Raw genomic sequence first — 22,042 nt, forward strand, 5'->3', positions numbered from 1 at the left:
CGCGCCGCCCCTTGGGAGTCGAGCGGAAGTAGAGCTCAGAGACACCCCAGTGAGATCAAAACGCAGCCTCAGCCACAGCGCCGATGGACTGCGTGCTAGAGACCTGGGAGGCGGCCGCCACCGAGTTTACGGGGCTGCGATTGGCCGCCGGTTGCTTCCCCCGACAGCAAGGCCACCCTGAGCAGATAGAATGCTTTCACAACGACAGTCGCAGAAAGTTCTTGGTCAACGGGGCCGCAGTAGCAGGGGCAGGGGCAGGTTTGTTTGCCGGTACGCTAGCCGCACAGGAGCAAGCTGCCAAAGATGCTGCCAAGCCATAGAGAGCACATGCTGGTCATGTCGCCATGAAAGGGCACGAGCAAATGCAGATGCCCATGACCGACGGACTTACCGATGACATTTAACCACGTATCGAACAACGATCCTTCCAATTCGCGGAGTACTGCGGCATCAGATCAGACATGTAAATCGAGCCGTCGTACACTGGCACCCTGCGTGACTGCTTGCCGCCGAGCAACTCATAGACCGGACGGTTCAATACTTTTCCGGCCAGATCCCAAAGCACCATCGTTCGAGGGCCCAACGGACCTGGCATTTTTCGCGACGCCAGCTCAAAATGTTGGAAGGGATTTTCCCCCAGTAACGGTGCGAGTGCTTCTTTTGGCTTCCAACACCTGGCAAGGCCCTCGACGCCCAGATTCGTATACAGCCGCACCATTCGGTCGCGGGAGGTCTGGCCGTGACCGCCGCTTCTCGCATTCTTCCCGATGGATTTTGATCGCCGCGTGGGGAGATCAAAGCTAACGATCCGGGTAATCTTCAGATCCTGTGGGAATTCCGTAGCGGATGCGATACCAGCAAACAGAGTTGAAGCGGTCGCCGCCCCAACGAATTGACGTCGGTTCAACAATTTTGAGTCTCTCAGGTTCGGTCCGGCAGAGTCACTTGGCCTGCAATCTCAGCGTTTTGATTTGAGAAGTATAGCAATTAAATCGTATTCTCGTTTTACTTCGGTACGGTTCGTTGCGGCTGCGGTACTGATGCTGTCGGCTCGACCGCTGCTTGCGGTCGGGGCGGCTCTCGTTGTGTCAGTACGTGACTTTTCTTGGGGACTTGGGCGATCATTGCGATAGAACCCACACGGTTCTTTGGTCGCTCCGGATGTGAAACGCTTTTCGTTGATGACTTTGAAACGAGAGCATTGTGAACGAACGCGAAGCACAGGTTTTCGCGGATGTTGTGCATTGCTTTTCGGCGTAGCTTGGTCGCCGCGGCGACCCCGCGCAGGTCCCTGCCGAGCAGTTGCACTCCGGCTGACTGAATCGCTATGCCGGTTCCCGTGCCCATCGCAATCCCGAGTTGCTCCGAGACAGCTCTGGCAGTTGTTTCTGCACCGTCAGTCGGCATGACGACTTTCAGCCCGAGTTCATACGTCTGGCCGGAACCGCCGGCGTGCTCTCCTTGATAGGATAAGCGATCGCCATGGTGGCGGCGAGCCTGCCATCGATTGCTACGAAGGTCACCGCTCAATCGCAGTCAATCACTGACAACCCAGCTAGCGCTCGGATGCGTCTGACTCAGCACGGCCAGTGTCCGTTATCAATCGGGCACTGGCTGTGTTCTTGTGTACGCCTTGCCAAAGAACCGACCAACAATTGATCGGCGCGGACAAATCCTGTTCGACTCGAACGGTTCAGCCGGCAAAGCAACGTAGGTTTTCCCCTTTGAATACGAATGGCACACGGCATGCTTTGAAATGGTCGAGGCCGCGCCGAAGTTGAATTGCCCTTAGCAATTTCATTTGGAAGCCTGGAAAGTTTGACCACTCCCCCCCCATCACGCAAGATAACCATGACCGAGATTCAATCGACCTTAGACGAACTCGCATCTAACGACGGCGCCGTCCGCGAACGCGCGCGGAAGGCACTTGTCGCGACCAACGGACACGAAGTTGTTTACGCCCTAATCGGGGAGTTGGTTGACCCGCGTCACCAAGTGCGTTGGGAAGCAGCGAAGGCGCTTTCGGAGATCGCTGATCCGGTTGCCGCGATCCCACTAGTTCACGCAATGTTTGATGAAGACAATGATGTTGCTTGGGTGGCCGCCGAAGGCGTAGCGAGACTGGGCGAACCAGGTCTCTTGGCAGTGCTCAGCGGCCTGACACGCGCTAGCCATTCAGTCGAATACTGCAAAGCCGCTCATCACTCGCTCAAAGAGTTCCGCAAGTCGGGCAAACAGCACACCGAAGTGGACGCCGTGATGAAGGCTCTTGAAGGTGTCGAGCCAAAGCTGTCGGCTCCCGTTGCCGCCTATCAAGCACTGCAACAAATCCGCATCGGCGAAGTTACCATGCCGTAGCCCAAGTCGCCAGACTCAATGCCGTCTCAGACACGATCGAGCCTCTGGCGAGATTGGCTACGAGACACCGATCCTGTTTTTCTTAACCCCCGCACGAAGAAGAGAAACCCATGTTACGAACATTCACTGCACTGTCGTTGGCCGCTACGTTTGCCGTTAGCACTTTGTCGGCCCAAGCCACGGGCACTCCCCCCGTCACAAAAGCCGCTGTGGCTACGAAGAAGACCGATCCCGTTTATCCCGCAAACCCGCCAGTCCGCGGTCTTGCCGAAGTCGAAGAGTTCCTGCTCTTACCATTGCACAAGGAACCGCACTTCGTCTTGAAAGCAACGGGCGAAGCGTTGCGCAGCAAAGACGACAAAAGAGCGGTCCAGGAAATCCTTCGAGCTATCACATGGTTGCGAGTGATCGAATCGCACGCGACACCGGAGGGCAAAAAGAATCTCTCCGACGCGATCGAACAACTCGCGAAAATCGAGACGGACTTGGGCGAGAACAAGACTGTCGAGGCCGCCGCAGCAGCAAAAGCGATCGGCAGTGCATACTACGCAATCGCCAACGACCACTACTTGAAAGCCAAACAGGATCACACCGGCACGGCCGCCGACATGGATTCCAACATGGGTGCCAAGCACTTGATCGCAGCAGGACTGTATCTACAAGAAGCAGCCCGATCGGCCAACACGGACCTGTCCAATGATGTCCAAGATTCCCTGACGTCCTTGATCGGATTTAAACATCCCGAATCCGATGCCGAAGCGGCCAAGTACGGCAATGTCCTTGCGATGCATTTAAAGCAAGTAGGCGACGGACTGCAACAACTCGGTGCAGAACTGCAGCAACCCTAATCGTTGACTCACAGAAGTCGTTGCCGCGCAGTCACGCTCACAGGCACGATCGTGCCGCAGGAGCCAATTGATCTTTGTCGTCGCAGTCGTGCCCGTAGCGAATCAAGTTGGTCGCCAAGCCCATGATGCAGCATCACAAATCGCCGTCTCACGTGATGGCAATTGAGCTGTTTGGTGTTTTATCCGAACAAGACATCGCCGCGATCAAGACTCGGTTCAATGCGATGCTCGAGTCGCATGAAGAGTTCGGTTTGTATATCGACATGTCTGAGCTAAACGATATGACCGCCGATGCGATCGTGGCAGACTTGAAGTTTGAACTTTCAGCGATGAAAGACCACCACCGCATTCGTCGCATTGCGTTTATCACCGACAAACACTGGGTATCGGCGGTGGTGACGATGTTCCAGCCGTTCTGTCCTCAGGTGACATGCCACTGCTTCCCGCCCAGCGAACACACACGGGCCATGGAGTTCGCCTCACAGCTTCCTGAACCGTCCAAGTTGAATGCGACCGACACACCGCCGGTTGCTCGCATTGCCACCGATCGTGACGATTTGATTGCGTTCGAGTGCATCGGCAGGATGCGTCTTGAAGACTTGCCGATTGTGCTCGAACCACTCAGCGAAGCCTTTAGGTCGGACCAAAAAATCGACTTATTGGTTCGGCTGACGGACTTCGCAGGATTTGCTCCTGTACTGCTGATGGAGAATTCTATCTACGCGATGAAGTTTGCGGCGTTGAGTCACGTTCGCAAATATGCCGTCGTCGGTGCTCCGATTTGGCTACGCCGAGCCGCCGAATTGTTCAAGCCAATGATTGATATCGACATGCGATTCTTCCATGCCGACGAAGAAGACGCAGCATGGGATTGGCTGAAGGTAACTGCGGTGCCGACCAACCATTGATCGGAGCAGGAGAATCCATGCCGCGGATGGTGTTAGGGCAATCGGCGTACGTTCACCGATCGACATTGTACAGGTGATCTTCGGGCAGCATCATCAACGCACCGGCCAGAAAACACGTGCCGCCAATGAGCGTGAAAACGGTCGTCAAGTTGGTTGGCGGCAATCTTCGTCGCCGGTTCCACCACCGATCGATCAGCATAGGCGGGAGTCAGCAGCGACTCTTCGTCGTTAAGTTCGCGTAGATCGATGATCCGATGCACCATGCTGGGATTCCTTGTGTTCGGTGAACATTCATGCCCAAAAAGCAATGACAAGCGACCAATGTTTGGTCGGAGTGATCAAAAGCTTCACGCCGGTAACACTTAATCATTGGCACACCTCAACAGATTGCGAGTTTCTGCTCTTTGGCGCGATTTCTGCTTTGTCATCGACATCGAGTCGCGACTGCGATTGGCATGTCGCCAACGAGATCGCGATAACTTTTGATGAGGAACACAAAAATGAAAACTCTCTCCATGTTTGCACTTGCCGCACTGATGGTCGCGCCGGCCGTTGTCGGTTCGGCCGCGGACACGACAACCGGCACCAAGACAAAGGGTTCGAAGCCTGCCGCATCACCTGGTTGGTTGGTGATTGAAGAAGATTTTTGGACACCACTGCGGTTCGAGCCTGTCGAATCGCTCGATACGATTCGCTACCATTATCGCCGCAACGAAGAGAAAGCGGCGGCGAACGAAATCGACAAAGCCATTAGTTGGTTGAAGTTGGCTGAAAGTCATGCCATGCCAATCACAAAGGAAAAGCTGACCTATGCAGCCAGCGAACTTACTCAGCTTTCGGCCAAGCTTCGTTCGGGTGAAGTCGCATCGGCCGCCGCGATGGACAGCGCTTTGGGACGTGCCGCACAAGCACTTGGCGAGTGGCACTTCTACAAGGCCAAGGAGTCTTGGGGGAAAGGCGAAGAGCAAGATGCCGGACGCAACTTGACGATGGCTGCCAACTATTTGCAGCATGCTGCCGATTCGGCTCATCTGCAATTCGGCCCCGACACCACTTCGGTGATCACTGACTACTACCGATACGGCTATTGGACCGGTGACACCGTGAAATTCGATCACAACAAACTCGGCAAGGATTTGCAATCGATCGAAAGGGCGGTCAGCGATCTCGGGAAAGAGATGAAGAACTATTAGTTTCACGAAGCGTATCTTCGCTCGCGAAGAGCGTGAGACACTACGGACCCATGTTTTGGCGAATTAAATGCCGTTCGCCAGGACATGGATTTTTCCATATAGCTGAAGCCGCCAGACGTTGGAGCCATCGAGAGCATTCAAACGCGCGCCAGAGCGTATTCAAAAGCACTACCCCACCTACTGTCGAAGGTCGCTACATTTAGGGCGACAGCTAGCATGATTCTTACGAGGCTCCGTCTGTGATTTTACTGCGACTTATTGCGATTCTAACGTCGCTTTCTTACGTGCATGCCACGTTTGCTCAATCCACCAATAATTCCGCGCCGCCAGAGGCGACTAGCCTCGACGCGATCACTCAGCGTCTTGCATCGGCATCCGACCTGACGGACCAGAATAAGACTGACATTGGGCAACTGGTGCAAACGATCCAGTCGCAGATTGCAGCGACGGCGAAAGCCAAGTTAGACGCGACCGGATTTGCGACGGCAACAAACGGCGCGGCAGACGCGATCAAACAAGCCAAAACGGAGCTCGCCAAACCGATTTCCGAGCCAACGCCGCCGAAAGACTCCGCCGCACTGAGTGACCTGCAACAACAACTTACAACGACTCAAGCGGGACTCGCTCAAGCACAGACTGACCTCGCCGCCGCAACGGCGGCTCCCACAACCCGACAATCACGTACCATCGCGATTCCCGGTTTGATCGCCGCGGCTCAGTCGCAGTTAGACGCCGTGAAAACAAGCCTGGCGCTGCCAGCATCGACAAGCGAACCGCCTTTGTTGGTACAGGCTAAACGAATGCAATTAGAAACGCAGCAGCAATTGCTCTTAGCGCAAATCGACGGCTACCAGAAGGAACTGGCGAGTTACGCAGCGACGACCGACTTGGTTCCATTGCAGCGACAACTTGCCGATCGCCACGTCGCAATGCTGACGGCACAAATGAACCAACTGCAGGCTGGCATTACACAACGCCGAGTCGACGAAGCGGCGCGTTGGAGAGCTGCCATTGCCAAGGACCTGCAATCCGCCGACGCCGCGACAAAGTCCGCCGCTCAATCAACAAAGGCATTGATCGACCAGTACGAACAGGTAAACAATCGAATCGCGTCATCATCGGCCAAGGTCGACGAGCTGAAGTCAAAATTGGATGCCGTCAAGGGTGACTATACAACAACAACCCAGCGAGTCGACGCGGTCGGGTTAACCGAAGCACTGGGCTTGCTGCTGCGACAACAGCAAGCTCGCTTGGTGGCAGAGAGACATCAATATCTACCCGACGGCCAGGGCAAAGCTCAAATGCAACAATTGCAGCTTGAAATGTTTCAAGATCAAGATCAATTGAATCTGCTGAATCAGTCCAGCACCAAGCCGGACAGCGTTTCCACACTTCGGATTGCGATCCTCGACAAACTCGTCCCAGCTCAAACAGCGTTGTTTCAAAATTTGGTCACCGTGGACACCGATTCGCGACAACTGATCGAAGCAATTGATAAATACCTCAACTTTATCCAAGGCAACCTTCTCTGGATTCCAAGCACGGGAACATTGTCCAGCGATGAAATTCCGCAGTCCATCGCGGCAGCACGCTGGCTCTTGACGCCAAGTTCTTGGCGCATCGTTGCGTCGGAACTGTTCAGTGATTGTAGGACCAATCCAGTTCGTTCGGCGTTTTTCGGCTTCTCAATGGTAGCTGCTTTCGCGACGCATCGCCGCCGTCGCCAGCGATTAGAATCGCATGGCAAGACGGCTGCCCGCCGAAACTGTCAGTCCATTCGCCCGACATTTGCCGCCTTGACGATCACAATTGTATCGTCGGCAATCTTGCCACTGATCATGCTCGGTATCGGTGCAATGTGCATTGCACCGGCCAGCAACGAAGAAGTTTTGCGCGCAATTGGCTATGGATTCTATGCCTGCGGCGTCTTTCTGATTCCATTGGAATTGATGCGGCATGTTGCCGCGCCGTCAGGGCTTGCCCAATCCCATTTCCGTTGGGCCGACTCAACGCGGGCCGCTCTGTCGTCAAAGCTACGATGGTTCTATCCCGCCACGTTGTTTTTGTTTATCGCAGTGGTTCTTGAACACCAATCCAATGCCGACTGGCAGAGTTCGCTGGGACGAATCGGGCTGATCGGATTCTGGCTGGTTGTCGCAGTCGCCTTGCATTGGCTTTTCCGACCGCAGTCAGGACTGATCCCGACCAAAGACGGAGATTCCGAACGTTTCATTTTGTTTCGCTCGCGCCGCATCATCTACGCCGCGACATTGCTAATTCCCACCCTGCTGATTGCGCTGTCGGCAGCCGGATATCATTACACCTCCGTTGAGCTCAGCAAACGCGTTTTATGGACGCTGGTGGTGGCGACAGGATTGTTGATCGCCAGCGAGTTCTTGACTCGTTTGGTACTGGTCCATCGCCGTCGATTGGCAATTCTTGAGTCGATGCGTGAACGTGAACGAAAAGCCGAGGTCACAACGGGCGAAACACTGATGGACGAAGCAGGGATCAACGCCCAGCAGGAAGAACGATGCGATCTTGTTTCGGTGGGGCGTCAGTCACGCAAAGTTGTCCATTTGCTGTTTGGGGTTGCCTTCGTATCGGCGGCATTGTGGTTCTGGAAAGACATGTTCCCAGCGTTCGATCTGCTCAACCAAGTCACGCTGTGGTCGGTCGGTGTGGCCGGAGAGGCCAAGCCGGTCACTCTGGCCGATGTCTTGATTGCGCTGCTTACGGTGACACTGACTCTGGTCTCGATCAAGAACATGCCGGGACTGCTGGAGTTGATTTTGCTGCAACGACTACCGCTCGATTCGGGAGCGCGTTATGCGGTCACCACAATGTTTCGCTACGCACTGTTTGTCGTCGGCTTGATTGTTGCACTAAGCTTCTTGAGCATCCCTTGGTCGCACTACAGTTGGATTGTGGCGGCCGGAACGGTCGGACTGGGGTTCGGGATGCAGGAGATCGTGGGCAACTTTGTATCGGGCATCATCATCCTGCTGGAACGTCCCATCCGCGTCGGTGACATGGTGACCGTCGATGGCAACATCGGATTCGTCACCCGCATCCAAATGCGGGCGACGACGATCACAACTCGCGACCACCAAGAACTGATTGTGCCGAACAAAGATTTCATCACCGGAAAAATCCTCAACTGGTCGCTCAGTAACGTGACCAATCGTATATTGATCAATGTTGGCGTGGCCTACGGCAGCGATCCAGACCAGGTCCGTGATTGTTTGCTCAAGACGGTCACAGATCACCCCATGGTCATGTCGGTCCCTGAACCGGTCGTGTCGATGGAGAGCTTCGGTGACAGTTCGCTGAACTTTGAAATCTGGTGTTATCTGCCGGATTTGACCAATCGTCAGGGTCTGCGTCACGAACTGTTGGCGGCAATCACACGTGCTCTCGATGGTATTGGCGTCACGATCCCGTTCCCGCAGCGGGACATTCACATCGTCCACGATTCGTCGGGTGCAAATCAACTCAAGTAGCCGAAATCACGGGCGTTTAGAAATCAATCCAGAGCATGGTGCCGCCGTTTAACGAAGATTTGATCGTCTGATGCGTGCAATCAGGTTGAGTAACCGCTGCCAAATACCTGACGATACACGAGAACGAGCCGTGCGATAGCCACTGGCGAAACCATGAAGATGGGTCATCAATTGCTCGGCCGCACATTCGTAGCGAGAATACACTGCATTTGAAAGAGGCAAGCTGGGGGCGGGGTCGAAGTCAAGAAGAAAGTCCTCGATGTCATCGATCGACGCGGAGCGATAATAGCGAACGATGTCCTCCAGCCCGGCTCCACATCGCTTGATCACGATCACCACCACCCAACTGTGATCTTCAGCCAAAAATCCGGATAGCTCGAACCAGAGGTGCTGGTCCGGGAATTCTAGAACCTCACAATGGACGTCGACAATTCGTTGCCCGACAAACCGGCATGTCCTTTCGGTGGAGTCAGCGATCAGGAAGGCGGGCATGATGGTTACCATGTAAAATTTCTTAGGTTGATTTGGCTACACCGACATTTGTGCGTCCAGTACCTTTTGAATGCGTTTCGCGAGGTCGTGAAGATGGGCTGCGGAGTAGGTATCGAGCTTGACATCACCCGCCAGCGCGTTTTCGATTCTTCCACGCAACTGTTCCAGCTCCATCGCGGCAATCGCGCGAGCGTCTTCTGGAACATCTGTTTTGCCGAGAACAAAATCGCCTAACTTTGTCAAGTAATCTCGTTGCAGATTGCGACGCACGCTCTTGATCGCAGGTTGGCGCGGCGTGTAGTCGCCCGGCTTGATCGGCTCCAACTCGCTAAAAATCGAATGCGTCAGACTGGAAATCAATTCCGCAATCGTCAACGCATCCTCGTCCGCGGGGGTCTTCATTTCGTTGTCGGAAACTCGATTCAAAGTCAGTGGTGAGAAGAATTGATCCAAAATCCGGTTTTGCCACAGCGATATCGTTTCTTGCAGTGGGTAGTCGGCTCGCTCGGCCACATCGGTCCCCCAGTGCAACCAACGTGACGAACCCATGTGACTGAATAGGTCCAGCGGCAACTCTAGCGCGTCGGCTGCGAACACGGAATTTTCGATCAACGACAACGCTTCTCGCTGTTGCTTTGCTGAAACGATTGCCGCAGGCAGCCTCGCGCCATCGTCACCCGGTTCGCTACGACTCAACCGAACACCGCCCACGTATCGCGACGCAAAGTGCATCGCTTGACCGTAGGCGGACAACAGCTCGTTGAGCGCCGGTCGGACGTTTTCGTAACCTTCGCACGATGCCTTGGATCGTTCGACCAATTTTGGCAACAAGCCTCGCACCAATTCCGCCCGCTGGGCCGCATACGCGATCGCGTCATCGCCTAGATCAAAACGATTCGCGTCCGGGTCCGGGTCAATTCCTCGCGTGTCTTCATCGGTTGCAAACGCCAATCCTGGCTCACCACTACGTGACGCAATCTTTTTTAACTCAGGAAGCTCGCCTTGGGTGCTGCCCGAGAGAGGCGTGTACCCGTATTGAATCGCCCAAAGGTCGTAGGGTCCGATCGTTGTTGAGAAGTAGTCGCCTTGCTGTGTTTTCCCCGGCACAATGTTGGCAGGCAAGTAGTCCATGACCGACGCTGCCAATCCGTCGCGATGAGTCGCCTTGTCGTCCGACATTTGATCAAGCGATCGAAACGTGCTGGCCTTGAAATTGTGACGCAATCCGAGCGTATGACCGACTTCGTGCATCACGACTTCTTTCAAGCCCTGCATCACGACCCGATCCTTCAGTTCGTCTAATCGCTCCGGATCAGCGTGCAGGGCGACCGCTTGCCGAGCCAAGGCGATTTGATGAGCAACGCCACGACAGTTAGCGCAAGTGTGCCCGTGTCGTGAGTTCGGATCAGTTTGTTGTAGCCGATAGCTAGCCAAGTCCAGCGGACCGCCCGTCATATGGGCGACGTCGTCGGGCGTCAGCGTTTCGATTTGCTGTGACCACTTGGTGACGAAGTCGGCATCCAAAATGATATCCGCATCGAGGATTTCACCTGTGTAAGGATTGATGCGAGAAGGCCCCATTGCAAATCCGGCATTGGCCGTCATCCAGCGGAACGTGTTGTAGTTGATATCTTCGGGGTCCCAATCGGCGTCGTCGGGTTGTTGGCGGACTTCGATTGCATCGACGATTCCCGCTGCTTCAAATGCCTTGTTCCACTCAGCGATGCCGTCGCGAATCGGTTCGCGGTATTTATAGGGAACTGATTTCTCGATCCAAAAGACAAGTGGTTTTTTCGGAGCGGATCGCTTGGCATCAGGGTCCGCCTTCGTCAGATTCCAGCGATTGATATAGCGGACGAATTGATCGTCGCCTTTGGTTTTGGAATAGTCTTTGATTGCGGTAACAAAGTAGCCGATACGGTTGTCCGCCAGTCGTGGTTGGTAGTTGGATTTGCGCAGTCGGCTGATGGAATAGTGAATGTGTAACGTCACACCGCGCGAATCGGCAACGGTGTCCATGTGCGCGCGACCACTCGAACCGTAAGTGGCCGCCACTTCAAGCTCGACGTTATGATCGAACCCTTTGACCGATGACCACGTTGATCGGTCAGAGGAAAAGCTAAAGCCAGGCAGGACTTGGCTGATCAGCGGCAGGTCCGACATGAAAACGTTGGTCAAGTCGACCAGATCGCCGCCGCCGGGTCCTTTGCACATGATGGGCAGGCTAAACAGAACGCTGTCGGTGAATGCGTTGTCAACCGACGTGGATTCCGGTGTATTGGCGGTGGCGCGAAAGCGCACATTGCGACGCACGATCTGAATGCGATCATCAATCTTGCGAAACTTCCACACCCAATCGTCATCAAACCCCCAAGCCATGCCGCCCAGCAACGGATTCTTACCGATCCCACGTGCAATGGAAGTCAGCACGAGATACTCGCTTGAGAGCTGTTCGCGGCCAATCTCTGCATACAGCTTGCCGCCTTTGCGGTATAGTGGAATTGCCCCGTCGATGTTCGTTGAATCCTTTAGGATTCCGGCGTGCTTCGCTGCGTTGCCGTCGGTCTTGGCGGTTTCGCCAGCCGAGACGGTGGCAACGGAAAGCGGTAACAGGACTGCGAAAACGATGATTCGTGCGAGAGGAGAAAGGGACATGCTGTTGGACTCCGAATAAGTTTGTTGAGGCAGGCAAGATCCGTAGCCGAAGCCGCCAGACTTTGGTTGATTCACTCCAGTCACTTGGCGAGATCGGCTACGTCAGTGACGAGCGATTGATTACGAAACGTCTTGTAACCGCGACATCAATTCGTCTTTGGAAGTGACGCCAATCACACGATCAACGACTTCGCCGTTGTTGAAGATCAACATCGTTGGTAACGACTTCACTTTAAAATGTGCTGCTGCGGCAGGATTCGCGTCGACATCCAGCTTCCCGACCATGATTTGGTCATTGGTCGAGGTTGCAATTTCCTCGACGACCGGTGCCATCATCCGGCAAGGGCCACACCAATCGGCATAGAAGTCGACGAGCACGGGCTTGCCTGCATTGAGCACCGTGTCAACGAAGTTGGCTTCGCTCAGTGGCAGAACTCCGGCGTTGGATGGCTTGACCGGACTCTTGTGGTTCGTTGTGATCGCTTTAATCGTGACGGGCTCAACCAACGCAGCGGGTACGTTAACTTGCCGTCCTTGATGGGCCAATGGCCGAGAGGGCGAACAACCCCAAACGAGTGCCAACAGGATGACAGAGGTGGCAGCAATGGAAAATAGTTTTGACATGGAAAAGTGCTCCAAATACACACAGGTCGTACGCGACCGAATTGTCACCGCACGCTTGCTGATTGAGTGACAAAGCACTCGGAATGCCAAAGATGCAAAAGCCACGTTTTGAGGTACAAAACTGACTTTGCAAGACAAGAACGGAGCGTCAGAATGTCTCATTGAGACATTCTGCCCCGATCAGAAATGGGGCTACGGGCGAAGCTTTTCGGTGCCTCAGATAATGAGCCGTACGCCGCCGAGTTCGGAGATTCCGAACATAAAGTGATCGCCTGGCGAACCGACGAACATCAAATTTGTCGGAATTGACCACTGTCCGGAAAGCTCATGGATCAATCGCGGAGAAAACTCGCCTTCAAGCTTCACGTATTCAATGTCGATTTCCGGGTATGCCTTGTCCAGGAATTTCAACTGTTCCGCCAACTCCGGCGGCTCTTGTTCGCCCGCTTGCACAACCGTAACGATGCGGACGCGGTCGGTGTGCTCGTTGTCCTCGATGTACTGCATCACGCGATTCAGGTTGCCGAGACTATCGCCGCGTGTGAAGAACACGATCTGCTGTGCACTAACTTCTTGAATCTTCCGGTACATCCAATCCTCGATCCACCGGATGCGAATTCCAATCCGGCGCCACCAACGGGCTTGCGTGAAATGCTGTTTATCAAAAGCGTCCTTTCGCTCACGGCCAATCGCGCGACGCACGCGGTCGGTAAAGAAGACGAGCAGTTCCAGCAGCTTTAGCCGTGTCAACATGATCGTGACGACCAACAACGTCGGCGCGAAGTATTCCAGGAACACGATCAAATACGCTTGGTTCAGTCGAGCATTCCCAAGAATGGCAACCGTGACGGCTGTCAGTGCAACAAGCAAGGTCGGATAACCAGCTTCTGTAGGTCGCGGCAGACGGGGCCGTTTGATTTTCAGAAGTAAGTTTCCGATCGCAAAGAACGCCATCACGGACAAGAACGAAAGCGTGTAGACAGCCGCCAGCGATTTCAGCTCGCCGCCGGTGATCAACAACACCGAAACACACAACACGAAGAATGTGACGATGATACGGTACGGTGTTTTTCGACGATTGAGCTTTGACAAAGCCCTTGGCAGACACCGGTCCAGCGTCATTCGCCCGACGAGCCCGGTGACGCCGACGTAGCTGGTCAAAGTCGCTCCGCTGAGCACAAGAATGGCGTCGATACTAATCAACCACGCCAGCCAACTGCCGCCGGATGTTTCGCCCATGTGCGAGAGCAATGTGTTCTGATACTGTTCGGCGACCTGAGGAATCGGCACCACTGCCAACGCCAATATTGCCATGCCGGGATTCAGTACTGTGACGGCGATCCACATGTTGCGCAGCGTTTTTGGAAACACCCCTTCGGCTTGCTCTTCGACAAAGTTGGCAGACGACTCGAATCCTGAGATGCCCAGCATGGCGGCAGCAAAACCGAAGAACAACGCATGGCCAAACCCGCCGACGGTGGGCGTTCGCATGTTGGCCCAAAAGATGTCTAGCCCGAATTGGGTGAGCGAGTAGATACCGACGCTCATCAAGAGCAGCATCGAAAACAGGTGAAACACAAAAATACCGATCGCAACCACAGCCGACTCGGTGATCCCAACGATCGCCAGGCACATGAACACGGCCAGCAACCCGATTGTCGCGGGGATGACCGGCAAGCCGTGCCACAGCGAATGCAGGTAATGCATCGCCTCGTTGGACGATATCACTGCGGTTGCCATGTACGAAAGGATTGTCAAACAAGCCGCGATTGATGCCCGGTATTTGCTGGTTGTGTTCAGCAGCGCGTTGTAAGCACCACCGTTGAGCGGCAGCGCGCCGACGACTTCGGCATAGATCGACCGAAACAGATACAGCGTTCCCGCGACCAGCAACAGGCAAACCGGTGCCCAGCGTCCGGCGTATCCGATCGCCAAAGCCGAAACGTACAGGCAAGAGGACGTGATGTCATTGCCACAGATAGCGGTGGACGCAAGCTGCCCCAGGCCACCATGTTTGTGAGAGGTCGGATGGGAATCGCCGGTGGTGGGTTCTGACATGGCAATGTTGCGGAGCGATTTCGGCTACGCTGCGGTGGAAGATTTTGACTGGGGCAATTTTCCTCAGTGGGCGGCAATGTCGCGAATTCAGGACCAATCAAAAAGTCGCCGCCGCAATCTGCGAAAACTTGCATGTGAAGTTTACCGTAACCGAAGTCGCAAGACATTGGAGGAAACGCATGCGACCGACCAATCTCTTGCCAGACCGGCCACGAGTGTCTTCTTCGGCACACGGCATGCTCTCTTGATCCAGCCTTCCCTTTTCTGAGAGTACTAAAAAATGAATAACTCATGGCATTTGGGCCGGTACGCGGGCATTGACATCAGGATTCACTGGACGTTTTTGCTGCTGCCGATTTGGATTTATTTTTCGTCGTTGGCTGCCGGAAGCGGTGCGGTTGCTGCCACCGTGTCAGTCGCGTTTGTCCTGGCAATTTTCGGCTGTGTCGTGTTGCACGAATACGGGCATGCGCTCACGGCTCGCCGGTTCGGGATCGGAACTCGCGATATCACCCTGCTGCCGATCGGCGGTGTGGCGAGTCTGCAAAGGATGCCGCGCAACCCTTGGCAAGAACTGGCCATCGCGGTCGCGGGCCCTGCGGTGAACGTCGCGATCGCGGCAGTGCTGTTTGTTGGTTTACCGATTCTCGCCGGTGTTTCCTTGCTGCCAATCGCGGTTGCCGGATTATTGGCAAAATTGGCCTGGGTCAACGTTGTGTTGGTCGTGTTCAATATGATCCCGGCATTTCCGATGGATGGTGGACGCGTTTTGCGAGCGATGCTTGCACTGGTGATGCCTTACCACAATGCGACGCGGGTTGCCGTTGGCGTAGGACGCTTCGCTGCTGTCGGCTTGGGACTGGTCGGCTTGATGTCGGGAAATTTGATGCTGGTTCTGATCGCTGGCTTCGTGCTCTTGGCCGGAGGTGCCGAAATGGCGAATGCAGGAAGTCCTGCGGAGCGAACGCACCTACCTTCAACGGCCACACTGCTGGATGTCAATGGCGAAGAAATCGCGAAAATTCCGTCGTCACTGCCCGTTGTGAGCGCTCAATGGAATGCTCGCAATGTGTTGGGATGGTTGTCGAGCGACACCGTCGACGAGTTCCTGGTGTCGAGTCACGGCGTCGCTATCGCAGTCGTTCGCAAATGTGACTTGCGACAGGCGGTTCGTTCCGGTCTCGGCGCGATCCCAATCGAACGACTACTCGCGGGTCACTTCCTGCCGTTCCGTGATCTCGGGTCAGGGACCGCCGCGTAAACATAGATTCGTAGACGAACTCGCCTGATTTTGGAGAGAAACTCGCTATGTCCAGAGTTTCTGGCGAGAGTTTCGCGAATTCATGTTTGCACAGTCGCAGATTCTGCCGGACACGTTGGGGGGGATTCGCGAACTGAAGGAGTCAAACGGCTTCCGCATCGCGGCAGTTAGCAATGAAAGCCGCGAGTTGACGGAGCACCGTATCGAGCGATTCAATTTGCATGTGGTTTTTGATTTGTTCGTCTGCTCGTGTTTTGTCAATCTGAGAAAACTTGACAGCGACACCTATCGGCTCGCCTTGGATCTGACTCAGGCTCGACTGGAGCGAGTGATCTATGTCGATGATCGCCAAATGTTTGTAGACATTGCCGCGAAGCTGGGCATCCGATCAGTCTGCCATCAATCCTTGGAGTCCACGAAGAGACAGTTCGCGGAGTTCGGCGTCAGAGTGTAGCCGAAGTCGCTAGACCGATACTGGCTTGGCCCAAGATATGCTCTGTTATCAGGTTCGGTGACGTATTCTATGTTGCCAACTTTACCACTGAAACACCGAGACAAACGATGATCATGCGACCGGAATCTAAGTCTGACGCACTGCCACCCTTAACGACGCAACCCGAGTTGGTGTACAGAACCGTTCACGGGGTGGAGGTCCGATTCAGGCCCTGCCAACGACGTTTCCCAGAATCTCAAACGTCGCGTTTGAACGAATCGACCGGGGATACATTCCCTAAGTTCGATCCGGCACATGGGGTCGTGGATGCTGTTGACGAGGCGAACGCGGAATCATTCCCTGCCAGCGACGCTGCTGCCCGCTGGTGAGCAGACAGTCGCCCAATGCCTGCTGCCTTGGGACTATCGAGCTGGTTTTCTTCGTCGCCGTTCGGTAGCGACGTTAATTACGATTACGAGAGTCCACCTGCGCTCAGATGGGCGCATTGTGCCACGCCCAGCAACGCTGCTCGCCCCGTGAGCATGACTCGGACGGGCACGTCGGCCAGCACCGATCGCAGACGCCCCTTTTGCACAAACGAATGAGCGAAGTCGCCCGCTTGCAACGCGGGTAGGATGCGCGGCGCGATCCCGCCGCCGACAAAGACACCACCGGTTGCCATATACCGAAGCAAGCAAACTCGGCTGACCGATTGTGATCGCGCAAGAACGTCATTGCCAGGGCGTCCAAGCTCTCAAAATCGTGACTTGGATAGGTCGCTTCGTCGATCACGGCGAGTGTGCCGTCACATACCCCAAAAAAACCGAGATTGGTTTTTGTGCCTCCAATATCGCCTGCCAATATCATTGTTTGGTTCTCACTATGCTGAGTCGTATTTATCCTTTTCCGGATACTGATTGGACATGGCGTTCCGGACGTCAAGACAGGCCATACCTATATCGAATGCGACCAGTGTTTAACCGGTGCGACCAATCTTTGGTCGATTGAAACACATCCTTTCGTACAGTTGACCGACTTTCTGTGCAGTGAAAATCCGTAGTCGGCATCGTCAGACTTCGGAAAACGTGAAATCGCCAAACTCTGGACGGTTCGGATGCGAATCTCAATCCTGATTGGTCCGCCGTATGCGTTGCTGGAACTCTCGACACACCTCCCCGTCAATTCACTGGAGCCGCACTGATGCCATCGCTTCAAATCAAAGCCATTCTGGAACTCATTCGCGACTATCACCATCAGCTTGCCGACCAGTTGGAGTCGCTCGCAGGCCACGAATCGGATCAGCGTATCCGTTTGCTGCTGGACTATATGGCCCGGCATGAAATCAATTTCGAGAAAACGCTTGCGGGGTATGAAAACGATACGGCCAAGTCGATCCTCCAGACGTGGATCAAGTACGTACCGGACGACGCGGTCACGAAAGCTACGGAACAATTAAATTTTCACGACGAGATGCCCGCCGACGAAATCTTGGCCGCCGTGATAACGTTCGACCGAGCACTGACGGACATGTATCGTGAACTGGCCGAGGAAACATCGGTCCCGCGAATCCACGAGCTTTTCACCAAATTGATCGACCTGGAAGACCGCAAGGACCGGCAGTTTTCGATCAGCATTTTGGAAATGGCTGACCAGTAGTTTTTCAACAAACTTGAATTCAGCGCAAGCCTTCCGGCGTTGCGTTTCTGCCCCCCCTCTTTTGAAACTGAGAATCGCAAAATGACATCCACAACCACCACACCCGATTCCGTCGTCGCCATCTATGACACCCACACTCAAGCCGAAGACGCCATCAAGCAGTTGCAGGCCAGCGGAATCGAACTGAATCAACTCTCGATCGTCGGGCGCGACTATCACAGCGAAGATCACGCGATCGGCTACTACAACACTGGCGACCGAGTGAAGTATTGGGGAAAACTCGGCGCGTTCTGGGGCGGCATTTGGGGATTGTTGGTCGGATCAGGACTGTTTTGGCTACCGGGGATCGGGGCAGTGGTCGTCGGCGGTCCGCTGGTGGCCGGACTGGTCGCTGCATTGGAGAACGCGATTGTCACTGGCGGCATGAGTGCCTTGGGCGCAGCGATCTACAGCGTCGGCATTCCCAAAGACAGCATTGTTCAGTACGAATCGAGCATCGAAGCGGGCAAGTTCTTGGTGATGATCCACGGCAGCACCGATAAACTGACCAAGGCCAAGGAAGCACTGCATCAGACCGACGCCGCCAGTGTCGATCACCACGTTCAAGCGTAACCGAAGTCGCTAGACTTGGGAGACAGACGGAACTCAAGCTCTTGGTGAGTTCGGTTACGACGCAGATTTCAGCGCCACTTTACGGCAGACGAGTTCAACATGACGCGAGATAAGCACCACAACCACCGCCCACAACATCGGAAAAAAGCGATTCACACCGATTGGAGGGCATGGGCGGCGGTCGCGTTGATGTTGGCGGCGATGGCCGCCTACGTATTGTCGCTCGACGAAGCTATCGGACCGCAAGGCGGCGGACAAGTCGTTCCAGCAATCGATGGTGGTGGGGCACCGTAGTCGAGGCCGCCGGACTTCGGACGGTACGAACAATCCATGCCTATCTAATTTAAAAATACCATGTCTGACCCGCAACTCATCCTCGAAGAACTGATCTTCGAGTTATTCATGCAACAAGACGATCTTTGTAACCGCTTGCATCGCGAGCGGCCCGATGTTAAGCCACAATGGGAAGCACTGCACCGGCAACTCAACCTTCTCAACGATGGATACATGAAGTTGTGCGACGAATCCATTTCCACAGGAGCCGAAGATTGGTTTGCGATGACCGACTTAGCCTATGCTATTGGCAAAGGCTTTGCAGACCTTGAATCGTTGTTGCCCACACAGGCACCTCCAGGCATCCCTCCAGCCTTCCATTCTCATTCATGAACAAAACCTATTTTCGTCACCTCGCCATCTTCGTCGCCATCCTGATTGCCTTGAACTTTCTGTTTCAATGGCACATTTCGATCATCGGCAGTTTGTTGCTGACCATCGGGTTGAACTTTGCTTTCAACTTGTTTTCCAACCGTCGGTCGTACTAATTCACATTTTTAGCAGAAGGGGCGTAGGCCGTTCGGCCTCGCACTGATGATGCGCGAGGTGCGAAAGGGCGTGCGGCCTTCCGCTAAGCATCGTCACCCGCTGGCCCGAAAATCATCAGGAACCACAACATGAATCGATTGCAAGCTCCCGGCGCACCTGGCATTGTACCTCGCTGGACCTCTAGCGCGAAAGTCGGAATCGGAACCGCGTACAGCGCTAGCTCGCCCGTTTGGTTCACACTCAGCCACGGCATCATCAACGAAATTTACTACCCGCATGTTGATTCGCCCAACACACGCGACTTGCAGTTCCTAATTTCTGATGGCGAAACGTTCTGCCACGAGGAAAAACGTGATCTGATTCACCAGTGCGAACGGCCTGATCCCGATGCGATGCTGTATCGATTGACCAGCACCGAGCGCGACGGTCGCTATCGAATTGTCAAAGAAGTCATCAGCCAACCGCATTCGCCTGTGGTGATGATGTCGGTGAAAGTTCAAATCTCGGACGAGTCTCTCAAGGGAAAGCTAAAGCTCTACGCTTTGCTGGCACCACATGTTAAAAACACGGGGGCCGGCAATACTGCAACGGTCTGCGGTGTCGCGGGCCAGCATTTTTTGCACGCCGAGCGGGAAGACGTGCATTTGATCCTTGGCTGCAGCACTGATTTTGTCCGTCGCAGTGTCGGTTACGTCGGCACCAGTGACGGCTGGCATGACCTGAAAGACAACTTCCAGATGGATTGGCAATACGAGGTCGCCAGTGATGGCAATGTCGCGATGACGGGCGAGATCGACATTGCGAGAGGAGCGGAATTCACGATCGGTGTCAGTTTCGGTGACAGCAAGCAGAGTGCAGCGACAGCATTGTTGCAAGCGTTTGCCAAGCCATTTCCCGGGCAGCGAGCGAAATTCATCGAGCAATGGAAACGGACAGAGCAGCCCAAGTTGTCGGACGATCCGAAAACGTCTTCGCTGGTACGCCTAAGCCAACATGTTTTGATGGCGCATGAGGACAAAACGTTTAGCGGTGCGACCGTCGCTTCAATGAGTATTCCGTGGGGTGATACCAAGGACGACTCCGACGCCGGTGGTTATCACCTAGTGTGGGCACGCGACATGGTGCAAACCACGACGGCACTATTGGCCTGCGGTGAGACCGAGTTGCCGCTTCGGGCGTTGGTCTGGCTGGCCAGTATTCAGGCGTCTGATGGCGGAATGCCGCAAAACAGTGCGATCGACGGCGCCGCCTATTGGCGAGGCGTTCAACTGGATGAAGTCGCCGCGCCGGTGGTGTTGGCTTGGCGACTGAAGGAAGCCAATGCGCAAGGGCAATTTGATCCAACCACCATGATCCGTCGCGCCATGCGGTTTTTGATATTGCACGGCCCCGTCACGGCACAAGAACGCTGGGAAGAGAACTCCGGATATTCGCCTTCAACACTGGCGACGATTATTTCATCGGTCGTATGCGCGGCGGATTTAATGCGCAGCCAAAGTCGCCAGACTTTGGATGATGTAGAGACGGTCCAAACTCTGGCGAGTTCGGATACGGGAGAGATCGAGTTTCTGCTCGACTATGCTGACTGGATGGTCGCGTCCCTCATCGAATGGACCGTCACGACGTGTGGCGAACTTGTCGCTGGGCATCCACGGCACTTTGTTCGCATCACTCCCGAGGCGACACATCCCGGTTCGGCCAATCCCGATCCGGACACAGCGGTGTTACAAGTGGCCAACGGCGGCGGAGACCATCCTGCACGCAATGTGGTAGACGCCGGATTCTTACAACTCGTTCGGATGGGAATCCTGGCCTGGAACGATCCCATCGTCGTCGATTCGATCGAAGTGATTGACGCGGTGCTCAAACGTGATCTTCCACAAGGTCCCTGTTGGCGCCGCTACAATCACGACGGCTATGGGAACCATGACGATGGCAGTGCGTTCAACGGCACCGGAGTCGGTCGTGTCTGGCCGCTGATCACTGGCGAACGCGGTCACTACGAAATCGCTGCCGGTCGTGATGTGACACCGTACATCAAGGCGATGGAAGGCTTCGCCAGCGATGGAGGATTGTTGGCCGAACAGCTTTGGGACGCTGATGACATCCCTGAACATGAACTATTTTTCGGCAGCCCCGCTGGATCAGCGATGCCGTTGTGCTGGGCTCACGCGGAATACATTTCCTTGGTGCGAAGCCAGAAAGACGGTGCTTGTTTTGATCGCATCGAACCGGTTTACCAGCGATACGCTCACGGCAACCCGAATAGCGATTTGGAATTCTGGACGTTTGCCCATCAGCCAATGCGAATCGCGAAAGGCAAGTCGTTGCGGATCGTCTGCGAAACAGCCGGTTCGGTCCACTGGAGTTTCGACGACTGGGCGACCCGACAAGACACGACGATGAAACCCAATGAATTCGGGTTGTTCTCGGCAGACATTCCCTGCGATTCGCTCGGCAAAGGCGGTGCGATTACGTTCACGTTCCACTGGGACGATGAACGCTGGGAAGGTCAAGATTACGTGGTCGCCATTTCCTAGCGGCAGGGCGCAAGCCCTCCGGCACAACGCACGACCTCCAAGCCAAACCACACCCATACCGGACGGCTTGCGCCGTTCT

At 54.9% G+C, this 22,042-nt stretch carries 18 protein-coding genes and 2 pseudogenes; 13 read left to right on the forward strand and 7 right to left on the reverse strand.

Translation table 11 applies throughout. The features are described 5' to 3' along the window. Positions 1–400: 400 nt before the first annotated feature. On the reverse strand, positions 401–907 hold the full coding sequence (locus TBK1r_RS23080; protein WP_145216044.1) for an enolase-like domain-containing protein: 507 nt from the start codon (positions 905–907) through the stop codon (positions 401–403). Between the two features lie 944 nt (positions 908–1,851). Between TBK1r_RS23080 and TBK1r_RS23085 the strand changes: the two genes are divergently transcribed. From TBK1r_RS23085 to TBK1r_RS23105, 5 genes are all read left to right on the forward strand, one after another. Then, positions 1,852–2,358: a HEAT repeat domain-containing protein gene (locus TBK1r_RS23085; RefSeq protein WP_145216047.1), complete on the forward strand. Its 507-nt coding sequence runs from the start codon at positions 1,852–1,854 to the stop codon at positions 2,356–2,358. Between the two features lie 110 nt (positions 2,359–2,468). After that, complete coding sequence (locus tag TBK1r_RS23090; RefSeq protein ID WP_145216050.1) at positions 2,469–3,206, forward strand: hypothetical protein; 738 nt, start codon at positions 2,469–2,471, stop codon at positions 3,204–3,206. A 155-nt stretch (positions 3,207–3,361) separates the two neighbouring features. Then, on the forward strand, positions 3,362–4,114 hold the full coding sequence (locus TBK1r_RS23095; protein WP_419580305.1) for a SpoIIAA family protein: 753 nt from the start codon (positions 3,362–3,364) through the stop codon (positions 4,112–4,114). Positions 4,115–4,614: 500 nt separating this feature from the next. Further along, a complete protein-coding gene (locus TBK1r_RS23100; RefSeq protein WP_145216056.1) occupies positions 4,615–5,307 on the forward strand; it encodes a hypothetical protein in 693 nt (230 codons plus the stop codon). 239 nt (positions 5,308–5,546) lie between these two features. Then, entirely contained in the window at positions 5,547–8,810 is a 3,264-nt protein-coding gene (locus TBK1r_RS23105; RefSeq protein ID WP_145216059.1) for a mechanosensitive ion channel domain-containing protein, read from the forward strand. A 48-nt stretch (positions 8,811–8,858) separates the two neighbouring features. On the opposite strand, the gene TBK1r_RS23110 is transcribed toward TBK1r_RS23105, so the two are convergent. From TBK1r_RS23110 to TBK1r_RS23125, 4 genes are all read right to left on the reverse strand, one after another. After that, positions 8,859–9,302 carry a hypothetical protein gene (locus tag TBK1r_RS23110; RefSeq protein WP_419580306.1) on the reverse strand — a complete coding sequence of 148 codons (444 nt, stop codon included), beginning with the start codon at positions 9,300–9,302 and terminating at the stop codon, positions 8,859–8,861. A 36-nt stretch (positions 9,303–9,338) separates the two neighbouring features. Further along, complete coding sequence (locus TBK1r_RS23115) at positions 9,339–11,957, reverse strand: zinc-dependent metalloprotease (protein ID WP_145216065.1); 2,619 nt, start codon at positions 11,955–11,957, stop codon at positions 9,339–9,341. A gap of 120 nt (positions 11,958–12,077) precedes the next feature. Next, a complete protein-coding gene (trxA, locus tag TBK1r_RS23120) occupies positions 12,078–12,581 on the reverse strand; it encodes a thioredoxin (protein ID WP_145216068.1) in 504 nt (167 codons plus the stop codon). Between the two features lie 216 nt (positions 12,582–12,797). After that, positions 12,798–14,639 carry an APC family permease gene (locus TBK1r_RS23125; RefSeq protein WP_145216071.1) on the reverse strand — a complete coding sequence of 614 codons (1,842 nt, stop codon included), beginning with the start codon at positions 14,637–14,639 and terminating at the stop codon, positions 12,798–12,800. A gap of 280 nt (positions 14,640–14,919) precedes the next feature. On the opposite strand from TBK1r_RS23125, the gene TBK1r_RS23130 reads away from it, so the two are divergent. Continuing rightward, the gene (locus TBK1r_RS23130; RefSeq protein WP_145216075.1) at positions 14,920–15,900 is read left to right on the forward strand and encodes a site-2 protease family protein; all 981 of its coding nucleotides are present in this window, start codon (positions 14,920–14,922) and stop codon (positions 15,898–15,900) included. Positions 15,901–15,970: 70 nt separating this feature from the next. Then, positions 15,971–16,354: pseudogene (locus TBK1r_RS23135) on the forward strand (HAD family hydrolase); the annotation flags it as partial. A gap of 451 nt (positions 16,355–16,805) precedes the next feature. Here the strand turns inward: TBK1r_RS23135 and TBK1r_RS39000 are convergent. Both TBK1r_RS39000 and TBK1r_RS39005 read right to left on the reverse strand, forming a co-directional pair. Then, positions 16,806–17,027 carry a glucokinase gene (locus TBK1r_RS39000; protein WP_419580307.1) on the reverse strand — a complete coding sequence of 74 codons (222 nt, stop codon included), beginning with the start codon at positions 17,025–17,027 and terminating at the stop codon, positions 16,806–16,808. 32 nt (positions 17,028–17,059) lie between these two features. Beyond that, positions 17,060–17,200: pseudogene (locus tag TBK1r_RS39005) on the reverse strand (glucokinase); the annotation flags it as partial. Between the two features lie 333 nt (positions 17,201–17,533). Here TBK1r_RS39005 and TBK1r_RS23145 point away from each other — a divergent pair. From TBK1r_RS23145 to TBK1r_RS23165, 6 genes are all read left to right on the forward strand, one after another. After that, on the forward strand, positions 17,534–17,989 hold the full coding sequence (locus tag TBK1r_RS23145) for a hypothetical protein (protein WP_145216084.1): 456 nt from the start codon (positions 17,534–17,536) through the stop codon (positions 17,987–17,989). Between the two features lie 81 nt (positions 17,990–18,070). Beyond that, positions 18,071–18,601 (forward strand): general stress protein, encoded by a 531-nt coding sequence (locus tag TBK1r_RS23150; protein WP_145216087.1) that lies wholly within the window; start codon positions 18,071–18,073, stop codon positions 18,599–18,601. A 99-nt stretch (positions 18,602–18,700) separates the two neighbouring features. Next, positions 18,701–18,895 carry a hypothetical protein gene (locus TBK1r_RS23155; RefSeq protein ID WP_145216089.1) on the forward strand — a complete coding sequence of 65 codons (195 nt, stop codon included), beginning with the start codon at positions 18,701–18,703 and terminating at the stop codon, positions 18,893–18,895. 60 nt (positions 18,896–18,955) lie between these two features. After that, entirely contained in the window at positions 18,956–19,267 is a 312-nt protein-coding gene (locus tag TBK1r_RS23160) for a hypothetical protein (protein ID WP_145216092.1), read from the forward strand. Next, a complete protein-coding gene (locus TBK1r_RS39010; protein WP_419580308.1) occupies positions 19,264–19,422 on the forward strand; it encodes a hypothetical protein in 159 nt (52 codons plus the stop codon). The genes TBK1r_RS23160 and TBK1r_RS39010 overlap by 4 nt, the downstream gene beginning before the upstream one ends. A gap of 129 nt (positions 19,423–19,551) precedes the next feature. Continuing rightward, a complete protein-coding gene (locus TBK1r_RS23165) occupies positions 19,552–21,963 on the forward strand; it encodes a glycoside hydrolase family 15 protein (protein WP_145216095.1) in 2,412 nt (803 codons plus the stop codon). Positions 21,964–22,042 lie beyond the last annotated feature (79 nt).

This window comes from Stieleria magnilauensis, assembly GCA_007753675.1.
GTDB lineage: Bacteria > Planctomycetota > Planctomycetia > Pirellulales > Pirellulaceae > Stieleria > Stieleria magnilauensis.